Here is a 15,082-nt window from a genome sequence, read left to right on the forward strand (position 1 = left end):
GCGGGGTGGCGTCAGGCGTTCGTCAGGCCGTTCGCCGTCACCTGGAAGCTCTGACCGTCCGTCGGGAAGACGATGGCCGGCCGGGTGGAGCTGGTGACGTCGTCGTCGCGGTGGGTGGCGACCAGCGGAAGGCCGGGGTGACGGTCGGCGAGGGCTTCGACGTCGTCCAGGCCCATGTGCCCCGCCTTGCTCTGGCGGAAGGAGGTGTCCAGGACCAGGGCGGCGCTCTGATCGGCGAGCTCTTCCACCGCTGGGCAGTAGACGGTGTCGCCGGTGTAGCCGAGCCGGGTGCCGGCCTCGTCGGTGATCAGGTAGCCGAGTGAGGGAACGGTGTGCTCCGTGGGCAGCGCGCGGATGGCGTAGCCGTTGCCGGACCAGTCGCCGCCCTCGCCGAGCTCGACGAAACGGGGCCGGGTGCTCTCCTTCACGTGGGGCCAGCTACCGGGGTAGGCCAGCTCGAACAGGTGCTCCACCCGCTGACCGAAGCCGTCCGGGCCGATGAGGACCAGCTCGCTGTCGCGGGTGCGCAGCAGGCCCTGCTCCAGGAACAGGAAGACGATGTCGAAGAAGTGGTCGGCGTGGAAGTGGGTGATGAGGCAGATGTCGACGCCGGTCGCGTCGAGGCCGTCCCGGTGCATGGCCTTCATGGCGCCGTTCGGCGCGTCGATCAGGATCTTGCCGTCGACCAGGGCCGATGCGCTCATCCGGGCGCTCAGGATGGATCCGGTTCCGATGAGGTGCAGTCTCATGTCAGGGCTTTCCTCTGGTCACTGCCGGCTGGACACGCTGGTCTCGTCGTCCCACCGACCCGGGCCCAGGTTCGCCGTCGGCGTCGAGCAGTCGGTGTCGGCGTAGAAGTCCCACGTCTGGTCGTCGCGGTTGTAGACCGTCCTGGCGGACGCGACGGGGGTCGTGCCGCAGGAGTGGCTGGCGGGGTTCTTCTGGAGGGACATCTCGCCGGTGAAGTGGGGGCCGCTCCAGAAACAGACGTAGCCGCTCGGGCATCGGTTGGTGGGATCGGCGGGCGCCTGGGCGAGCTCCGGGCCACCGATCGCGGCCACGGCGATCCCGAGGGAGGCGGCGGCGATGCCGGCCGGACGGATGCTCATGGGGTGACCTCCTGCACGGACGCGCTTTCCCACGGCCTGGTGGCGCGTACCGGACCCATGGGCTGAGCAGTTGCGCCAGTTACCTTATGCCATTGATCCGCTACTCACCGTAGCCATTGAGTGACGTGTGAATTACCCGTCCATGAAGGTGAACGGGAACACGCAGGAACCTGGGCTAGCGGCGGGGGCGGTAGGCGCAGTACACACCGGTGTGGACGGTGGCGCGCAGCTCGTCGCCGATCACGGGGTCGGCCGTGGTGATGCGGATCAGGGCGCGGCGGATGGCCTTGCCAACCACGATCCTGGCCCGCTCCTGGTCGTCGGCGAGCCGATGGGTGCGCGCGCCCAGACGGATGGCGGCGGCCAGTTCGGTGACCAGGCGGTCGCGCTCGGCCCGGCAGGCCGCGGCGCGTTCGACGGCGCCGGCCGACTCGAGATCGGCGATCTCGGCCTGCAGCAGCAACAGGTGCTCCCGGTAGGTGTCTCCGGCCTGGTCAGACGGCACCGCCTGGTCGGATGGCGCGCCGCTGTCATGGGCCGGTTCGTCCGGGGGAGCCGGGGTCGCGGCCAGGTCGATGGCGCGGATCTCCCGGCCCGGGCTGGCGATCAGTGTCGCGAGGGAGCGCATGCCCACGCTGTCGTCCACCAGCGTGGTACGGGTGCCGAGGGAGAGCTCCCACTGGCGGCCGTCGCGCCGGCAGGTCAGAGCGGCAAGCCTGTCGCTCCGCCGCGGAGCCGAGCTCTCCGGCAGGACCATGCCCAGCTCCGCGGCCTCCTGCTCGGCCAGGACCAGCTCGGCGCGGGCGGCCTTGCCGCCGGGGTCGCGCAGGGCCAGCGCGTGGCCCAGCCGCCAGCGGGACAGGGCCGTGGCGGGCCAGTGGCCGAGTGCCAGGTTGGCGTCCACGGCCCGGCGCAGGTGCTCGACCGCCCGATCCGCCTGTCCCATGGTGAGCGCGGCCGTACCAAGAGCAAGGTGGGTCGAGCCGAAGCAGGCCACGCCCACGCCCGCGATCATCGGCAGGTCCGCGTACGGCGTGAGCAGCTCGTAGACCTGGGCCGCGGCGCCGGCGTCGGCCAGCAGGTGAGCGGCCTCGACGACGCCGTACATCGCGGCCGGCCGGCTCCTGCCACGCGGCCGCCCACCGAGACCGGTCGCGCGCAGCCGGGCCAGCGTGCCGAGGGCCAGGCGCCGCTCTCCCGCCGCAGCCGCCGCCAGTGCGAGCACCGCATAGTGGTCGACGGTGCCCGGCACGGTCGAGTTCACCAGCTCGCCCAGGCGGCCCTGGTACCAGCGGACGGCGGCCAGCTGGGTGCCGTACCAGCCGAGGGCGTCGAGGTTGCCGGCCGCCTGCCCCCGCACCACGCAGGCGGCCGCCAACGTCTCGGCGTCGGCCAGCCGGCCGGACCGGATGGCGAGCATGACGCCGATCGCCTCCGTCACCGACCCGGCGACCAGGTGGTCCCCCGTGGTCAGCTGGTCGGACAGCTCTCGCAGAGAGCGTTCCGCGCGCAGGTCGGCGGCCAGGAACAGGTCCACGGTCCGCCACACCAGCCCCATGACGAGGTCGCCGCGACGACCGGTCCAGGCCGCACGGCCGATCAGCTCCTCGGCCAGCCGCAGCCGCAGCCTCTGGTGCGCGGGATCCATCAGGCAGTGGTGGGCCAGGCTGAGCGTCTCGGCCAGCAGGATGGGGTCGCCGCTCTCCCTGGCCTCGGTCAGTGACCGCAGGATCGCGTCGTGCCCGCCGTCACGGTGGTCGTCCTCGGCGCACAGGCGGGCGCGCAGGCGGGCCGCCAGGGAGGTGCGCGGTTCGATGGCCGCCAGGGCGCGGCTCTGGCACGCCCGTACCCTGGCAGACTCGGCGACAGGGAGGTCCTCGTACAGCCACACCCCGCCCAGGCCGAGCGCGGCCCTGGCCATCGCGGGCCCGTCCGCCACCCGCTCGGCCGCCCGGTAGGCCGACTCGGACAACCGCCGTCCCATGTGCGGATCGCCCTCGACGTGGAGCGCCCGCTCCGCCGCCAGCAGGGAGGGCTCCACGTCCGGGCGCTGCTCCAGGCGATACGCGATGGTCACCGGCGTCCTCCGTCCACCCGATCCACCACCGTGGCGGGCCTCTGCGAGAACGGTAGGACGCTCGCCCTGCGCGGCGATTCGGGAGATCTCCCTACTTTGCCGCTTCGCCGGCCAGGTTCATCCGGTACGCCAGCGCGACGGCCTGCCCCCTGCTGGTGACGCCGAGCTTGCCCAGCACCGCGGAGATGTGATGGTCGACGGTCTTGGCCGACAACGACAGGCGGGCGGCGATCTCGGCGTTGGACAGCCCTTCGGCCAGCAGCGCCAGCACGTCCACCTGGCGCGGCGTCAGGCCCGCCGCGTTGGCCGCCGTCGCCCGCCGCGGCCCGCGCGGGATCCGGGTGAACCCGCGCTTACGCAGCTCGCCGCGCATCCATCGGGCCGCCGTGACCGCGCCGAGGTCGTCCAGGCCGCGCAGCGCCTCCTCGACCGCGCTCCTGTCGCCCGCCGACAGCGCCATGAAGCGGGTGTACGGGGCGCCGCGCCGGGCCCACTCCGCCGCGGCCTGCGCCCATTCGCCGCGGACCATCATCCGGTACGGCTTCGCCGCGCCGGGCGGGACCTGCCGCTCGCCTCCGGCCAGCCACCACCGGTAGGCCAGGTCCCCGGCATAGACCGGATGACCCACGGACACGGCCAGATCGAGGCCGCGGCGGGCCTCCTCACGGGCGCGCCCGGCCTCGCCGCACCACAGGAAGTGCTCGGAGCGGGCCGCCGCCACGGGACCCAGCCGCTGCACCTCGCCGGTGCGTTCGGCCTGCCGGGCCGCCTCCTCCAGGACGGCCGCCGCTCCCGGCTCCCCTCGGGCCGTCAGGATTCGGCCCCGCGCCAGCAGCGCGGGGAACATGGCCACCCCGCCCTTGACCGTCCGCGTCAGCGACGCCTCGGCGTCGGCGAGCGCGCCGTCCCAGTCGCAGCTCTCCACACGCACCACGGCCCGCACGCCGAGCAGGTACTGGACATAGCCGTCGAGGTTCTGGTCCGTGGCATAGGCCAGCGCGCTCTCGATCGCCTGGGCCGCGACGCCGTACTCGGCGAGCTGGACCGGCACCGTGGCCAGCACGACCAGCGCCCGGGCGGCGTGGTCGGCCAGTCCCGCGGCGTCGGCGCGTTCGTGGGCCGCGCGCAGCGCCTCCCAGGCCCCCTCGTCGCCCCGGACGAGGCGAGCGGTGTTCACGTTGATCGCCGCGTGCACGGAGGTCGCCACGTCTCCGAGCCGGTCGGCGAGGTCCTGGGCCTGCTCTCCCCACGCCACGGCCTCGTCGAGCTGGTGCGCCGCCATGTGGAGCTGCGACTGGTTGCTGTAGGCCATGGCGAGCCGCGGGTCCCCCGCCTCCAGCACGGTGATCAGCCTCGCCGCCGCCTTCCAGGCCTGTTCGCGCTGCCCCGCCCACCACGCCAGCCGGGAGATCCAGCGCAGGTTCTCGCCGATCAGCTCGTTCTGCCCCAGTTCCTCCCGCAACCGCAGCGCGGTCTGCCGGACCAGCAGCGCCTCCTCGGCGAGGCCGGCCAGGTATGCCTGCTCCGCGTACGTCTCCTGCAGCTCCGCCTGCCGCTCGGCCGGCAGCGGGCCCGCGTGCGCCGCCGCGGCGCGGTAGTGGGCCGCGGCCTCCCGGTGCGCACCCTGCCTGGCCGCCCCCGCGCCGGCCGACTGCCCGTAGCGCAGGATCGCGGCCCCGTCGCCCGCGCTGAGCGCGTGGTGGACCAGGCGGCCCGGGTCGACGCCCTGGACCCCGGCCAGGATGCCGAGCGCGCGGCGGTGCAGCGCCACCCGCCGCGCGGGTGACAGCGCCTCCTCCACCGCGCCGCGCAACAACTCGTGGCGGAAGGACACGCCGTCGCCGGCCGGCACCAGCACCCCGGCGTCGACGCACGTCTCGACCAGGTCCGACGCTCCCGCCACGACGGCCGCGTCGGCGTAGGTGGGCAGGACCGACACGAGCTGGGCCAGCTCCCTGGCGGGCGGCGGCAGCGACCGCATCCGATCGAGAATGAGATCCTGTACGGTCGCCGGCACCTCCGCGTCCTCGCTTCCGAGCAGCTCGGTCACCAGTAACGGGTTGCCTCCCGTCAGCCGGTGAACCGTCTCCGCGTCGCGACCGGCCCGATCCGCCTGCTCCGTCACGCAGGCCGGCGACAGGGGCCGCAGCCGCACCCGCCGTACGACCGCGCTCGGCAGGCCCGCCAGGACGCCCCGCAGCGGGTGCTCGGCTCCCACCTCGTCGTCGCGATAGGTCACCACCAGCAGCGCGGGCAGCCGGCCGATCCGCCGCCCCAGCCAGAGCAGCCAGTCCAGGGTGGCCTCGTCGGCCCAGTGCGCGTCCTCCACCACGACCAGGGGGTGGGTTCGGGTCCGCGTACCGGACAGTTCATCCGAGAAGGCCGCGAAGATCTCCTCCTGGGCCGCGCCGGCGCCCAGCCGGTCGGCCAGGAGGCCGCCGGTCTGGCGGCCTATGTCGTGGAGCGGCCCGAGCGCCCGCGGCGTGAGGAGCCTGTCGCAGCCGCCCCACAACACCCGCGCCCGGGCCCCGCACCGCCGGGCGAACTCCCCCACCAGCACGGACTTGCCGATGCCCGCCTCACCGGAGACCACCACCACGCGCCCGCCACGCGTGCTGTCGCGCAGCAGGTCGTCGAGGAGTTCCAATGTCGCGGAACGCTCCCACAACTCCACGACCCCGATCGTAATGATCCGGCGCCCACCGGGTCTCCAGAAGCCGGATGGCAGCCCGCGTCAGGGTGTGCGCGGCGCAGCTTCCGTAGCAGCAGGACGGCCGGCGCACCACGGCGGTCAGGAACGCGCTCTGGGCACTGCGGATTGGACATTTGGTTTTATCTGGGCGTACCATTTTTTATCTATGCAGATAAAACCGTCCCGTGACTCCGTCACCAACACCGCGCGTCGCGCGCAGATCATCAGGGCCGCCATCGACACGATCGCCGAGCTGGGCTACGAGAAGGCGTCCTTCGCCCGCATCACCGAGCGGGCCGGGCTCAGCAGCCCCCGGCTGATCTCCTACCACTTCGCCGGCAAGCAGGACCTGATCATGGCGATCGTCGAGGACGTCTACCGGGCGGGCGCCCAGTTCATGATCGACAGGATGGAGGAGCAGGGCACGGCTGCCGGGCGGCTCCAGGTGTACGTGGAGACGAATCTGGAGTTCCTGCGCGACCATCCCAAGGAGATCACGGCGCTCACCGAGCTCGGCTCCCACCTGCGCAACACCTCAGGAGAGGCCTACACCTCGGCCGAACACCAGGAGCCGGGCGTGCGGGGGCTGGAGGAGCTGCTCCGCGAGGGGCAGCGCGCCGGTGAGTTCCGCGACTTCGACACCAGGTCCATGGCCGTGATGATCCGCAGCGCGATCGAGGCGGCGGCGTCGCGGCTGAACGGGCCGTACGCGATCGACATCGGCGCCTACACCCGCGAGGTCGTCACCGCGTTCCTCGCCGCCACCACCACAGGGGAGACGCCGCGATGACCTCCGTCTCCAGCGCCGCCGGCGGCCGGCGGGCGATGTTCGGCGTGCTCGTCCTCGAAGTGATCGGCCCGCTCGCGATCTTCTACGGCCTGCGCGCGGCCGGCGTCGGCCAGTTCCCCGCGTTGCTGGCCGGCGGTGTCCTGCCCGCCGCGCGGGCCGTGTACGGCATCGTCAAGGAGCGGCGGATCAACGGCATCGCCCTCTTCGTCCTGGGCACGATGTCGCTGACCGTCGCCATGTCGTTCGTCACGGGCAGTCCGCGGGCGCTGCTCGTACGCAACGGCTGGGGCACCGCCGCCCTGGCCCTGTGGCTCCTGCTCAGCCTGCTGCGCTCCCAGCCGTTCCTGTACGAGGCCCGGATCGTCATGCCCCCGGACCAGCAGGCGGCCTGGGAGAGAAGCTGGGCACGTTTTCCCGCGTTCAGGCAGGTCATGCGGCGGATCACGGCCATCTGGGCGGCGGCGTTCGCGGTGGACGCGGTGATCCGCGTGCTCATGGCGCTCACCCTGCCCATCGACCTGGTCCCGGCGCTCGACGACGGCCTGCTCGTCGTCACCCTGGTGGCCCTGGTCGCGGTGCAGCGCCTCTACGGACGGCGCTATCTGCGTGAACACGGTCTCGGCCGCCGTGGCGCCGAGATCTACCGGCTCTCCGACGAGGAGCGAGCATGACCGCGGGCATCGGCTCCCCCGTCGCGCTCGTCACGGGGGCGGGCGGCGGCATCGGCTCCGCCGTCGCCCGGCGGCTGGCCCGCTCGGGCATGCGCGTCACCGTCGCCGACCTCGACGCCGTCTCGGGCGCGGCCGTCGCCGACGAGATCGGCGGCCGGTTCGTCCGCCTGGACGTCACCCGGCCCGACGACAACCGCGCCGCCGTCGCCGAGACGATCTCCGCGTACGGCCGGCTGGACGTCGCCGTGCTCAACGCCGGCGTCGCCGGGAGGTGCGGCCTGCACGACTTCACCCCCGAGCGCTACCGCGAGACCATGGCCGTCGACCTGGACGGCGCCGTCTACGGGATCGAGGCCTGCCTGCCGGCCTTCCGCGCGCAGGGGTCGGGCTCGATCATCGTCGTCTCCAGCCTCGCCGGGCTGAGCGCCTCCCCCGACATCTTCTACGCCACCGCCAAGCACGCCCTGATCGGGCTGGTGCGCTCGGCCGCCATGCTGCTGGCCGCCGACGGCATCCGCGTCAACGCGCTCTGCCCCGGCCTGGTGGACACCCCGATCATCACCTCGTTCCGCCAGGCCCTCGTGGACGCGGGCTACCTGATCGCCTCTCCCGCTCTGATCGCCGAGGCGGTGGAGCACATCCTCTCCGACTCCCGTACGGGACAGGCGTGGGTCGCGCAGGCCGGCCAGGCCGTGGCGCCGATCGGGTACCCGACGGTCACCGTCGCCACCTCAGGATGAGCCCTCAGGATGAGCAGGGCCTGGTGAGGGCCGACGGCCACTCCACCGGGACCCCTGCGTCGCATCAGACCTGGCGTGACGGACCGCGTTTCGATCACCAAGGACAGTGATATGCCGTTACTGTAAGGCGCTATGGATGCGATCGAGGCCGCCGGCCTCCCTCCCGGCTTATGGGCGCAGACCACCGGCCCCCAGGCGGGGCGATGATCGTCGCCGAAGTGGTGGGCCGCACGCTGGCCGCACTCGGCGTGGACACGGTGTTCGGCGTGGTGGGCAGTGGCAATTTCCACGTGACCAACGCGCTGGTGAACAGCGGCGCTCGTTTCGTCGCCGCCCGTCACGAGGGCGGGGCCGCCACGATGGCCGACGCCTACGCCCGCATGAGCGGCAAGGTCGGCGTGGTGAGCGTGCACCAGGGACCAGGGCTGACCAACGCGCTGACCGGGCTCGCCGAGGCCGCCAAGAGCGGCACCCCTCTGGTGGTGCTGGCCGGCGAGGCCACCGACCCGCTCTCCAACTTCCGCATCGACCAGGACGCCCTCGCCACGGCGGTCGGCGCGGTGCCGATGCGGGTGGATGACGCGGACTCCGCGGCCGAGACCACCGCCGAGGCGTACGCGACGGCGACCCGCGACCGGCGGGCCGTCCTCCTCAACCTGCCGCTGGAGGTCCAGCACGCCGACGGCGCGTCCGCCGCGGACGGGCCGCCGGTCATGCCCGCGCGCAAGCCGGGCACGGCCGGCACCATGGCCCGCGTGTGGCCGGACGGCGGCGCCGAGGCCCTGGCCTGGATGTTGATGCGCGCCGAGAAGCCGGTGTTCATCGCAGGACGCGGCGCCCGGCGCGCCCGGCGCGAGCTCGAAGAGCTGGCCGACCTCGTCGGGGCGCTGCTGGCCACCTCGGCGGTGGCCAAGGGACTCTTCCGCGGCAACCCCTGGGACCTCGACGTCAGCGGCGGGTTCTCCTCCCCGCTGACCGCCCAGCTCATCCGCGGCGCCGACATCCTGGTGGCCTGGGGCTGCTCGCTCAACGCGTGGACCACCCGGCACGGGGCGCTGATCGGGCCCGGCACCGAGGTCATCCAGATCGACCTGGACGAGGAGTCCATCGCCACCCACCGCAGGGTCTCCCTGGGGCTGGTCGGCGACATTCCCGAAGCGGCCGCCGCCGTCGCCGACGCGCTGCGTCCCGCGGGGTCGCGCCCGTCGAACCCGGTGCTGCGCGGCTACCGTACGCGTGCGCTGGCCGACCGGATCGCCGCCGAACGTCCCTGGCGGAGCGTGCCGTACGAGGACGAGAGCGGCGACGGCCGGATCGACCCCAGGACGCTCACCATCGCCCTGGACGATCTGCTTCCCGACGAGCGCATCGTGGCCACCGACTCCGGAAACTTCATGGGCTATCCGGCCATGTTCCTGGACGTCCCCGACGAGGGCGGCTTCTGCTTCACGCAGGGCTTCCAGGCCGTCGGCCTCGGCCTGGCCACCGCCGTGGGCGCCGCGCTGGCCCGCCCCGACCGCCTGCCGATCGCCGCGCTCGGCGACGGCGGCGCGCTGATGGGCATCGCGGAGCTGGAGACGGTGGTCCGGCTCGGGCTGCCCATGGTGATCGTGGTCTACGACGACGAGGCGTACGGCGCCGAGGTGCACCACTTCGCCGGCCACTCCCTGGACACCGTCACCTTCCCGCCCGCCGACCTGGCCTCCATCGCGCGCGGTTACGGCTGCGCCGCCGTCACCGTCTCCGCCGTGTCGGACCTCGACGCCGTGACCGCCTGGCTGAAGGGCCCGCGCGACCGGCCGCTGCTCGTCCACGCCAAGGTCACCCGCGAGCGTGCCTCATGGTGGCTGGAGGAGGCGTTCAAGGGCCACTGACGTCGGCCACGGCGATGGCGGCGATCACCAGGTCGTCGTTCGCCAGCCACCTGCCCTCGAACCCGGTCAGCGGCCGCCCGTCCGGCGCCGTGCCCTCGATCAGCACCCGGGCGGTGAACGTACCCGCCGGATCGATGACCACGGACGCCTGGGAGAAGTCCAGCCACTGCCGGGTGAGCGGGAACCACGCCTTGTAGACGGCCTCCTTGACGCAGAACAGCAGCCGGTCCCACGACACCTCCGGGCGGGCCGCCGCCAGGACGGCGATCCGTGCCCGCTCGGCGGCGTCGGAGACGACCTCCAGCACCCCTTCAGGCAGCGGGGCGTTCGGCTCGGCGTCCACGCCTATGGTCTCGATGTCCTGATCCCGCGCGAGCGCGCACACCCGATATCCGAGGCAGTGGCTCATGCTCCCGACCACGCCCGGCGGCCAGATCGGCGCGCCGCGCTCCCCCGGCAGGATCGGCACGGCCGCGAAGCCCAGTTCGGCCAGCGCCGTCCTGGCGCACCCGCGTACGGTGGCGAACTCCTTGCGCCGCTTGGCGACCGCCTGGGCCACCACCGCCTCCTCCTCGGGGAACAACATCGCGTCAGGGTCGTCGTCGAACGCCTCGACGGCGACCACCGAGCCGGGGAGAATACGCTCGATCACATGCGCGATCCTACGAGCTCGACGCACCCGAAGTGATCGCGGGCCGCGCGTAGGGGGCCAGATAGTTGCGCGGGTCGCGCTTGCCCTGGTATCCGCCTGGCACCACCGGCAGCGGGTCCTCGGCCCGCATCTGCCAGACGGCGAGCCGCGCGAGCAGCTCCGTCCGCGCCTCCGCGGCCGACGGGTCCGCCCAGCGGTTCACCAGTTCCAGCGGGTCGGAGCGAAGGTCGTGGAGGCGGAAGTCTCCGGTGATGCCGGCGTGCAGCGTCCAGTCGCCGCTGCGGACCATGCGCCTCCGGCCGCCCTGGGTGACGGCGTTCAGCTCGTCGAAGCGGGCGGCGCCGCCGGGGCCGTCGGTGAACAGGCCGGGCATCGGTGACGGCACGTCGTCCTGCTCGTACGGCAGTCCGCCGAAGCCCTGCTCCACGTACACACTGCCGAACTCCGCGGCCGGGTACGACTGCCCGGTGAGCAGCGGCCACAGGCTGCGGCCCTGCACGCCGGGCGGCAGCGGCCAGCCGATCGCCTCGCAGAGGGTGGGCATGAGGTCGGCGAGCGAGACGTGCGCGTCATGCGCGTCAGGCCGTGCGGTCACCTGGTCGCCGTTCACCAGCAGGGGGATTCTGGCGAGGATGTCCGAGATCTCCGCCCCCTTGCGCACCAGTCCGTACTCCCCGACATAGTCGCCGTGGTCGGCCGTCATCGCGATGACCCGCTCGCGGCTCGCGTGCCGGCTTTCCAGCCCGTCGTGCAGGCGGCGTACCTGGTCGTCGATCAGGCGCAACATGCCGAAGTAGCTGGCCCTGGCCCGGTCGATGGCCTGCGCGTAGTCGTCGTAGGCGCTCTCGCCGAGCCGCCGCAGGTACCGCCACGCGAACGGCAGCCCCTCCAGCGTGTCCGCGCCGGCGTGGACCGGCGGCAGCGACTCCGGCGGGAACATCGAGAAGTACGGCTCCGGCACCTGGTACGGATTGTGCGGCTCCGGAAAGGACACGACGGCCAGCAGCGGCTGGTCCTCCGGCACCGACCCGACCCAGGACAACGTCTCGTCCACGATGCGGTACGGGTTCTGCACCTCGACCGGGAAGTCCGTGGCCTCCCCCGCCGTTCGGTGCCGCAGGCCGCTCAGCCAGCTCTCGAACTCCGCCTCCACCGGGTCCTTCGAGCCGCCCGCCCGGCCGCCGTGCTGGTAGTCGCTGAAGAAGTCGGCGTTCTCCGGCCGCAGGTAGGTGTGGTTCTTGCCGATGAGCGCGGTCGCGTACCCGGCCGCCCGCGCCACCCCGAACAGGTCGTCGTCGAAGACCGCGCGGCCGGCGGCGGGGTTCTGCGTCACCCGGTGCGCGCTCGCGAAGCGCCCGGTCATGAGGCTGGTCCGCGCCGGGCAGCACAGCGGCGACGTCGTGTACGCCTTGTCGAACCACGTCCCCTCCCTGGCCAGCGAGTCCAGGAACGGCGTCGTGTCGAGCGGGAACCCCTCCCGCGCGCACACGTCGGCCCGGTGCTGGTCGGTCATGACGATGATGACGTCAGGACGTCCGTTCTTCATTTCGCTCCTTGCGTCTGGGGAATGGGGCTTGCGGTGTCCGTGCGCATGGCGGCGGCGCAGGCCGCGCTCAGCGCGCAGACCGCGAAGATCGCCACGGCGAGCGGCCAGGGGTTGCCGTTCGAGGCGATGAGGATCGCCGCGGCGGCCGGCGCCGTCAGGCCGCCGATGATCGAGCTGACCTGGTACACGACCGACACCGCGGTGTAGCGCACCTCCGTCGGGAAGACGTCGGCGAGGAAGGCGCTCTGCACGGCGAACTGCGTGCTGTTGCAGAGCTTGAAGATCGTGATGCCCAGCACCATGAGCGGCAGGACCTTGGTGTCGATCAGCCCGAACAGCGGGAACGTGGCGACCGCCGTGGCCAGCAGCCCCCACACGAACAACCGTTTGCGGCCGATCACGTCGCTGAAACGGCCCATCCACAACATCAGCGGGATCGACAGGAGGTTCGGCAGGATGTTGTTGACCAGGCTGATGTCGTTGGACATCTGCAGATATGTCACGGTGTACGCGATCACCACCGCGCCGGCGACGTTGCCCGACACGGCGTCGGCGCTGCGGGCGCCCAGGCCGAGCAGCAGCGGCCGCCAGTGGTGGCGGACCAGCGCCACCAGTGGGGCCCGCTCGACCTTGCGCTCACGCCTGGCCTGGTCGAAGTCGCCGGTCTCGGCCAGGCGCAGGCGCACCACCATCGCGTACACCAGCAGGATCCCGCTGAGCAGGAACGGCACCCGCCACACCCACGCGGCGTACTGCTCGTCCGAGGTCAGGGTGTTGCACAGCAGGACGACGACGCTGCCGAGCATCCCGCCTGCCGGGTTGCCGATCTGCGGGATCGCGCCGAAGAAGCCGCGCCGGTGTCGCGGCACCGACTCGATCGTGGCCAGCGCCGCGCCGGCGTACTCGCCGCCCAGGCCGATGCCCTGGAGCATGCGCATGAGGAGCAGGAGCACCGGCGCCATCGGGCCGAGCGTGGCGTAGCCGGGCAGCAGGCCGATCAGGATGGTCGGGATGCCCATGATCATCATGGTCAGGACGAGCAGCTTCTTGCGGCCGACGCGGTCGCCGAAGTGGCCGAACACGATGCCGCCGATGGGGCGGGTGACGAAGCCCACCGCCGTCGTGGTCAGGGCCAGCAGGGAGCCGACGGCGGCGTCCGACTCGGGGAAGAACACCTGGTTGAAGACGAGGGCCGCGGTGGTGCCGTAGAGGCTGAAGTCGTACCACTCGAAGGCCGAGCCCATGAAGCTGGCCAGGACGACGCGGCGGGCGGCTTTGGGGAGAGGGGGTGTGGACAATTGCACCTCCTATGGTGCAGGGGGGATTTTGCAACGGTTACCGTAACCGTTGCAAAGGTGGCTGAGTGTTTGTCGCTCCTTCGTCATCGCGGGGGGATCAGCGCGTGGACTCGCGTTCCACGACGGTGAACGGGACGTCATAGTGGCGCGGCGGTCCGGTGTCGCCGGCGATCCGGTCCAGCAACCAGGCGTGCGCCTGGCGGGCCATGTCGCGTACGTCCGCCTCCACGGTCGACAGGCTCGGCCAGGAGTACGCGGACTCGGCCGCGCCGCCCACGCCTATGACCTCCACGTCCGCCGGGACGGCGAGGGCGCGGTCGCGTAAGGCGTGCAGCGCCCCGAAGGCCAGGGCGTCGTCGAGCGCCACCAGCCCGTCGAACGGGGTGCCGCCCGCGACGAGCCGGTCCACGGCGGCGTAACCAGCGGCTCGCGTCGCCGACTCCGCGACCACCCACAGGCCCGGCTCGGCCGGTTGCAGGCGGTTCGTGGAGTTCACGATCGGCCCGGGACCCGGGTCGGCGGGTGACAGGCGGTTCGTGGAGTTCGCGGCCACCCGCAGGCCCGGGTCGGCGGGTGACAGGCGGTTCGTGGAGTTCGCGATCGGCCCGGGACCCGGATCCGTGGGTGGCAGGTGCGGCAGCTCTTCGGTGCCCAGGATGGCGATGCGTTCGCGCCCGTGCGAGCGCAGCAACGCCACGGCGGCCTCCACCATCGCCGCGCGGTCCGCCACGACCTGGTCGAACGGCAGCCGCAGCCGCCGCGTACCGATCAGCACGACCGGCGCCCCCGCCACCGCCCCTGCCTCGCCTGCCGCACCTGCGACCGTGCCTGCCATCGCGCCCGCCGTGCCCGGTGTGGCCGCCGTGCCCGCCGTGCCCGGTGTGGCCGCCGTGCCCGCCGTGCCCGGTGTGGCCGTGCCCGGTGTGGCCGTGCCCGGTGTGGCCGTGCCCGGTGTGGCCGTGCCCGGTGTGGCCGGTGTGGCCGTCGTGGCCGGGGGCGTGCTCGTTGGCTGGTTGTCCAGGGCGAGCGGTGCCAGGATTGCGCCGTCGGCCACTCCGGAGTCGTTGCGCAGGATTTCCAGCTCGCGTTCGCGGTCGCCGCCGGTCGGCTCCAGCGCCACCACCGTGCCGCCGCTCTCCGCGAGTTCGATGACGGCGGCGGCCAGTGCGGCGTGCCAGCCGGAGGCGAGCCGGGGCAGGGCCAGGGTCAGGACGCCGGTGCTCTCGGAGTTGAGCCGTCGCGCGGCCGGGTTCGCCCGGTAGCCGAGCTCCTCGATGGCGGCCTTGACCCGCAGGCGGGTGCTCTCACGGACCTGTCCGATGCCGTTGACCACCTCGGACACGGTCTTGGTCGACACCCCGGCGACCTCGGCCACGTCCCGCATCCGCGCCACCCGCCCCGCCCGCTTCCGCGCCACGTGCTCCGCCGCCGATCCCGCCGCACCTTGCACCACCTGCCCCACCGCCGATCCCGTCGGTTCCTGCGTCACGTGCTCCGCCGCCGATCCCGTCGGTTCCTTCGCCACGTGCTCCGCCGCCGATCCCGCCGCACCCTGCGTCACGTGCCCAGCCCCCGGTCCCGCCGGTTCCTGTGCCCCGTGTCCCGTGGGCTCCCGGGGTGTCCGTCTCGCCGT

At 72.7% G+C, this 15,082-nt stretch carries 12 protein-coding genes; 4 read left to right on the plus strand and 8 right to left on the minus strand.

Going from position 1 to position 15,082, the window contains the following annotated elements:
- Positions 1-11: 11 nt before the first annotated feature.
- The 4 genes from ACFPZ3_RS69860 to ACFPZ3_RS69875 form a co-directional block, all read right to left on the minus strand.
- Positions 12-749, minus strand: coding sequence for an MBL fold metallo-hydrolase (locus tag ACFPZ3_RS69860; protein WP_379525311.1), 738 nt, complete (start codon positions 747-749; stop codon positions 12-14).
- Between the two features lie 18 nt (positions 750-767).
- Positions 768-1,109 carry a peptidase inhibitor family I36 protein gene (locus ACFPZ3_RS69865; RefSeq protein WP_379525312.1) on the minus strand — a complete coding sequence of 114 codons (342 nt, stop codon included), beginning with the start codon at positions 1,107-1,109 and terminating at the stop codon, positions 768-770.
- Between the two features lie 175 nt (positions 1,110-1,284).
- Complete coding sequence (locus ACFPZ3_RS69870; protein ID WP_379525313.1) at positions 1,285-3,186, minus strand: hypothetical protein; 1,902 nt, start codon at positions 3,184-3,186, stop codon at positions 1,285-1,287.
- Positions 3,187-3,277: 91 nt separating this feature from the next.
- Entirely contained in the window at positions 3,278-5,860 is a 2,583-nt protein-coding gene (locus ACFPZ3_RS69875) for an ATP-binding protein (protein ID WP_379525314.1), read from the minus strand.
- A gap of 184 nt (positions 5,861-6,044) precedes the next feature.
- Between ACFPZ3_RS69875 and ACFPZ3_RS69880 the strand changes: the two genes are divergently transcribed.
- The 4 genes from ACFPZ3_RS69880 to ACFPZ3_RS69895 all read left to right on the plus strand — a co-directional run bounded on the left by ACFPZ3_RS69880 (position 6,045) and on the right by ACFPZ3_RS69895 (position 9,953).
- A complete protein-coding gene (locus ACFPZ3_RS69880; RefSeq protein WP_379525315.1) occupies positions 6,045-6,668 on the plus strand; it encodes a TetR/AcrR family transcriptional regulator in 624 nt (207 codons plus the stop codon).
- Positions 6,665-7,339 carry a VC0807 family protein gene (locus ACFPZ3_RS69885; protein WP_379525316.1) on the plus strand — a complete coding sequence of 225 codons (675 nt, stop codon included), beginning with the start codon at positions 6,665-6,667 and terminating at the stop codon, positions 7,337-7,339. The genes ACFPZ3_RS69880 and ACFPZ3_RS69885 overlap by 4 nt, the downstream gene beginning before the upstream one ends.
- Complete coding sequence (locus tag ACFPZ3_RS69890; RefSeq protein ID WP_379525317.1) at positions 7,336-8,079, plus strand: SDR family NAD(P)-dependent oxidoreductase; 744 nt, start codon at positions 7,336-7,338, stop codon at positions 8,077-8,079. Before ACFPZ3_RS69885 ends, ACFPZ3_RS69890 begins: the two co-directional genes overlap by 4 nt.
- A 203-nt stretch (positions 8,080-8,282) precedes the next feature.
- Entirely contained in the window at positions 8,283-9,953 is a 1,671-nt protein-coding gene (locus tag ACFPZ3_RS69895; protein ID WP_379525318.1) for a thiamine pyrophosphate-binding protein, read from the plus strand.
- Here ACFPZ3_RS69895 and ACFPZ3_RS69900 read toward each other — a convergent pair.
- The 4 genes from ACFPZ3_RS69900 to ACFPZ3_RS69915 all read right to left on the minus strand — a co-directional run bounded on the left by ACFPZ3_RS69900 (position 9,940) and on the right by ACFPZ3_RS69915 (position 14,974).
- Positions 9,940-10,605 (minus strand): 4'-phosphopantetheinyl transferase family protein, encoded by a 666-nt coding sequence (locus ACFPZ3_RS69900; RefSeq protein WP_379525319.1) that lies wholly within the window; start codon positions 10,603-10,605, stop codon positions 9,940-9,942. The genes ACFPZ3_RS69895 and ACFPZ3_RS69900 overlap by 14 nt on opposite strands.
- A gap of 10 nt (positions 10,606-10,615) precedes the next feature.
- Entirely contained in the window at positions 10,616-12,151 is a 1,536-nt protein-coding gene (locus ACFPZ3_RS69905) for a sulfatase-like hydrolase/transferase (RefSeq protein WP_379525320.1), read from the minus strand.
- The gene (locus ACFPZ3_RS69910; RefSeq protein ID WP_379525321.1) at positions 12,148-13,449 is read right to left on the minus strand and encodes an MFS transporter; all 1,302 of its coding nucleotides are present in this window, start codon (positions 13,447-13,449) and stop codon (positions 12,148-12,150) included. Before ACFPZ3_RS69910 ends, ACFPZ3_RS69905 begins: the two co-directional genes overlap by 4 nt.
- Positions 13,450-13,546: 97 nt before the next feature.
- A complete protein-coding gene (locus ACFPZ3_RS69915; protein ID WP_379525322.1) occupies positions 13,547-14,974 on the minus strand; it encodes a LacI family DNA-binding transcriptional regulator in 1,428 nt (475 codons plus the stop codon).
- Positions 14,975-15,082: the final 108 nt, after the last annotated feature.

The organism is Nonomuraea insulae, from assembly GCF_042656245.1.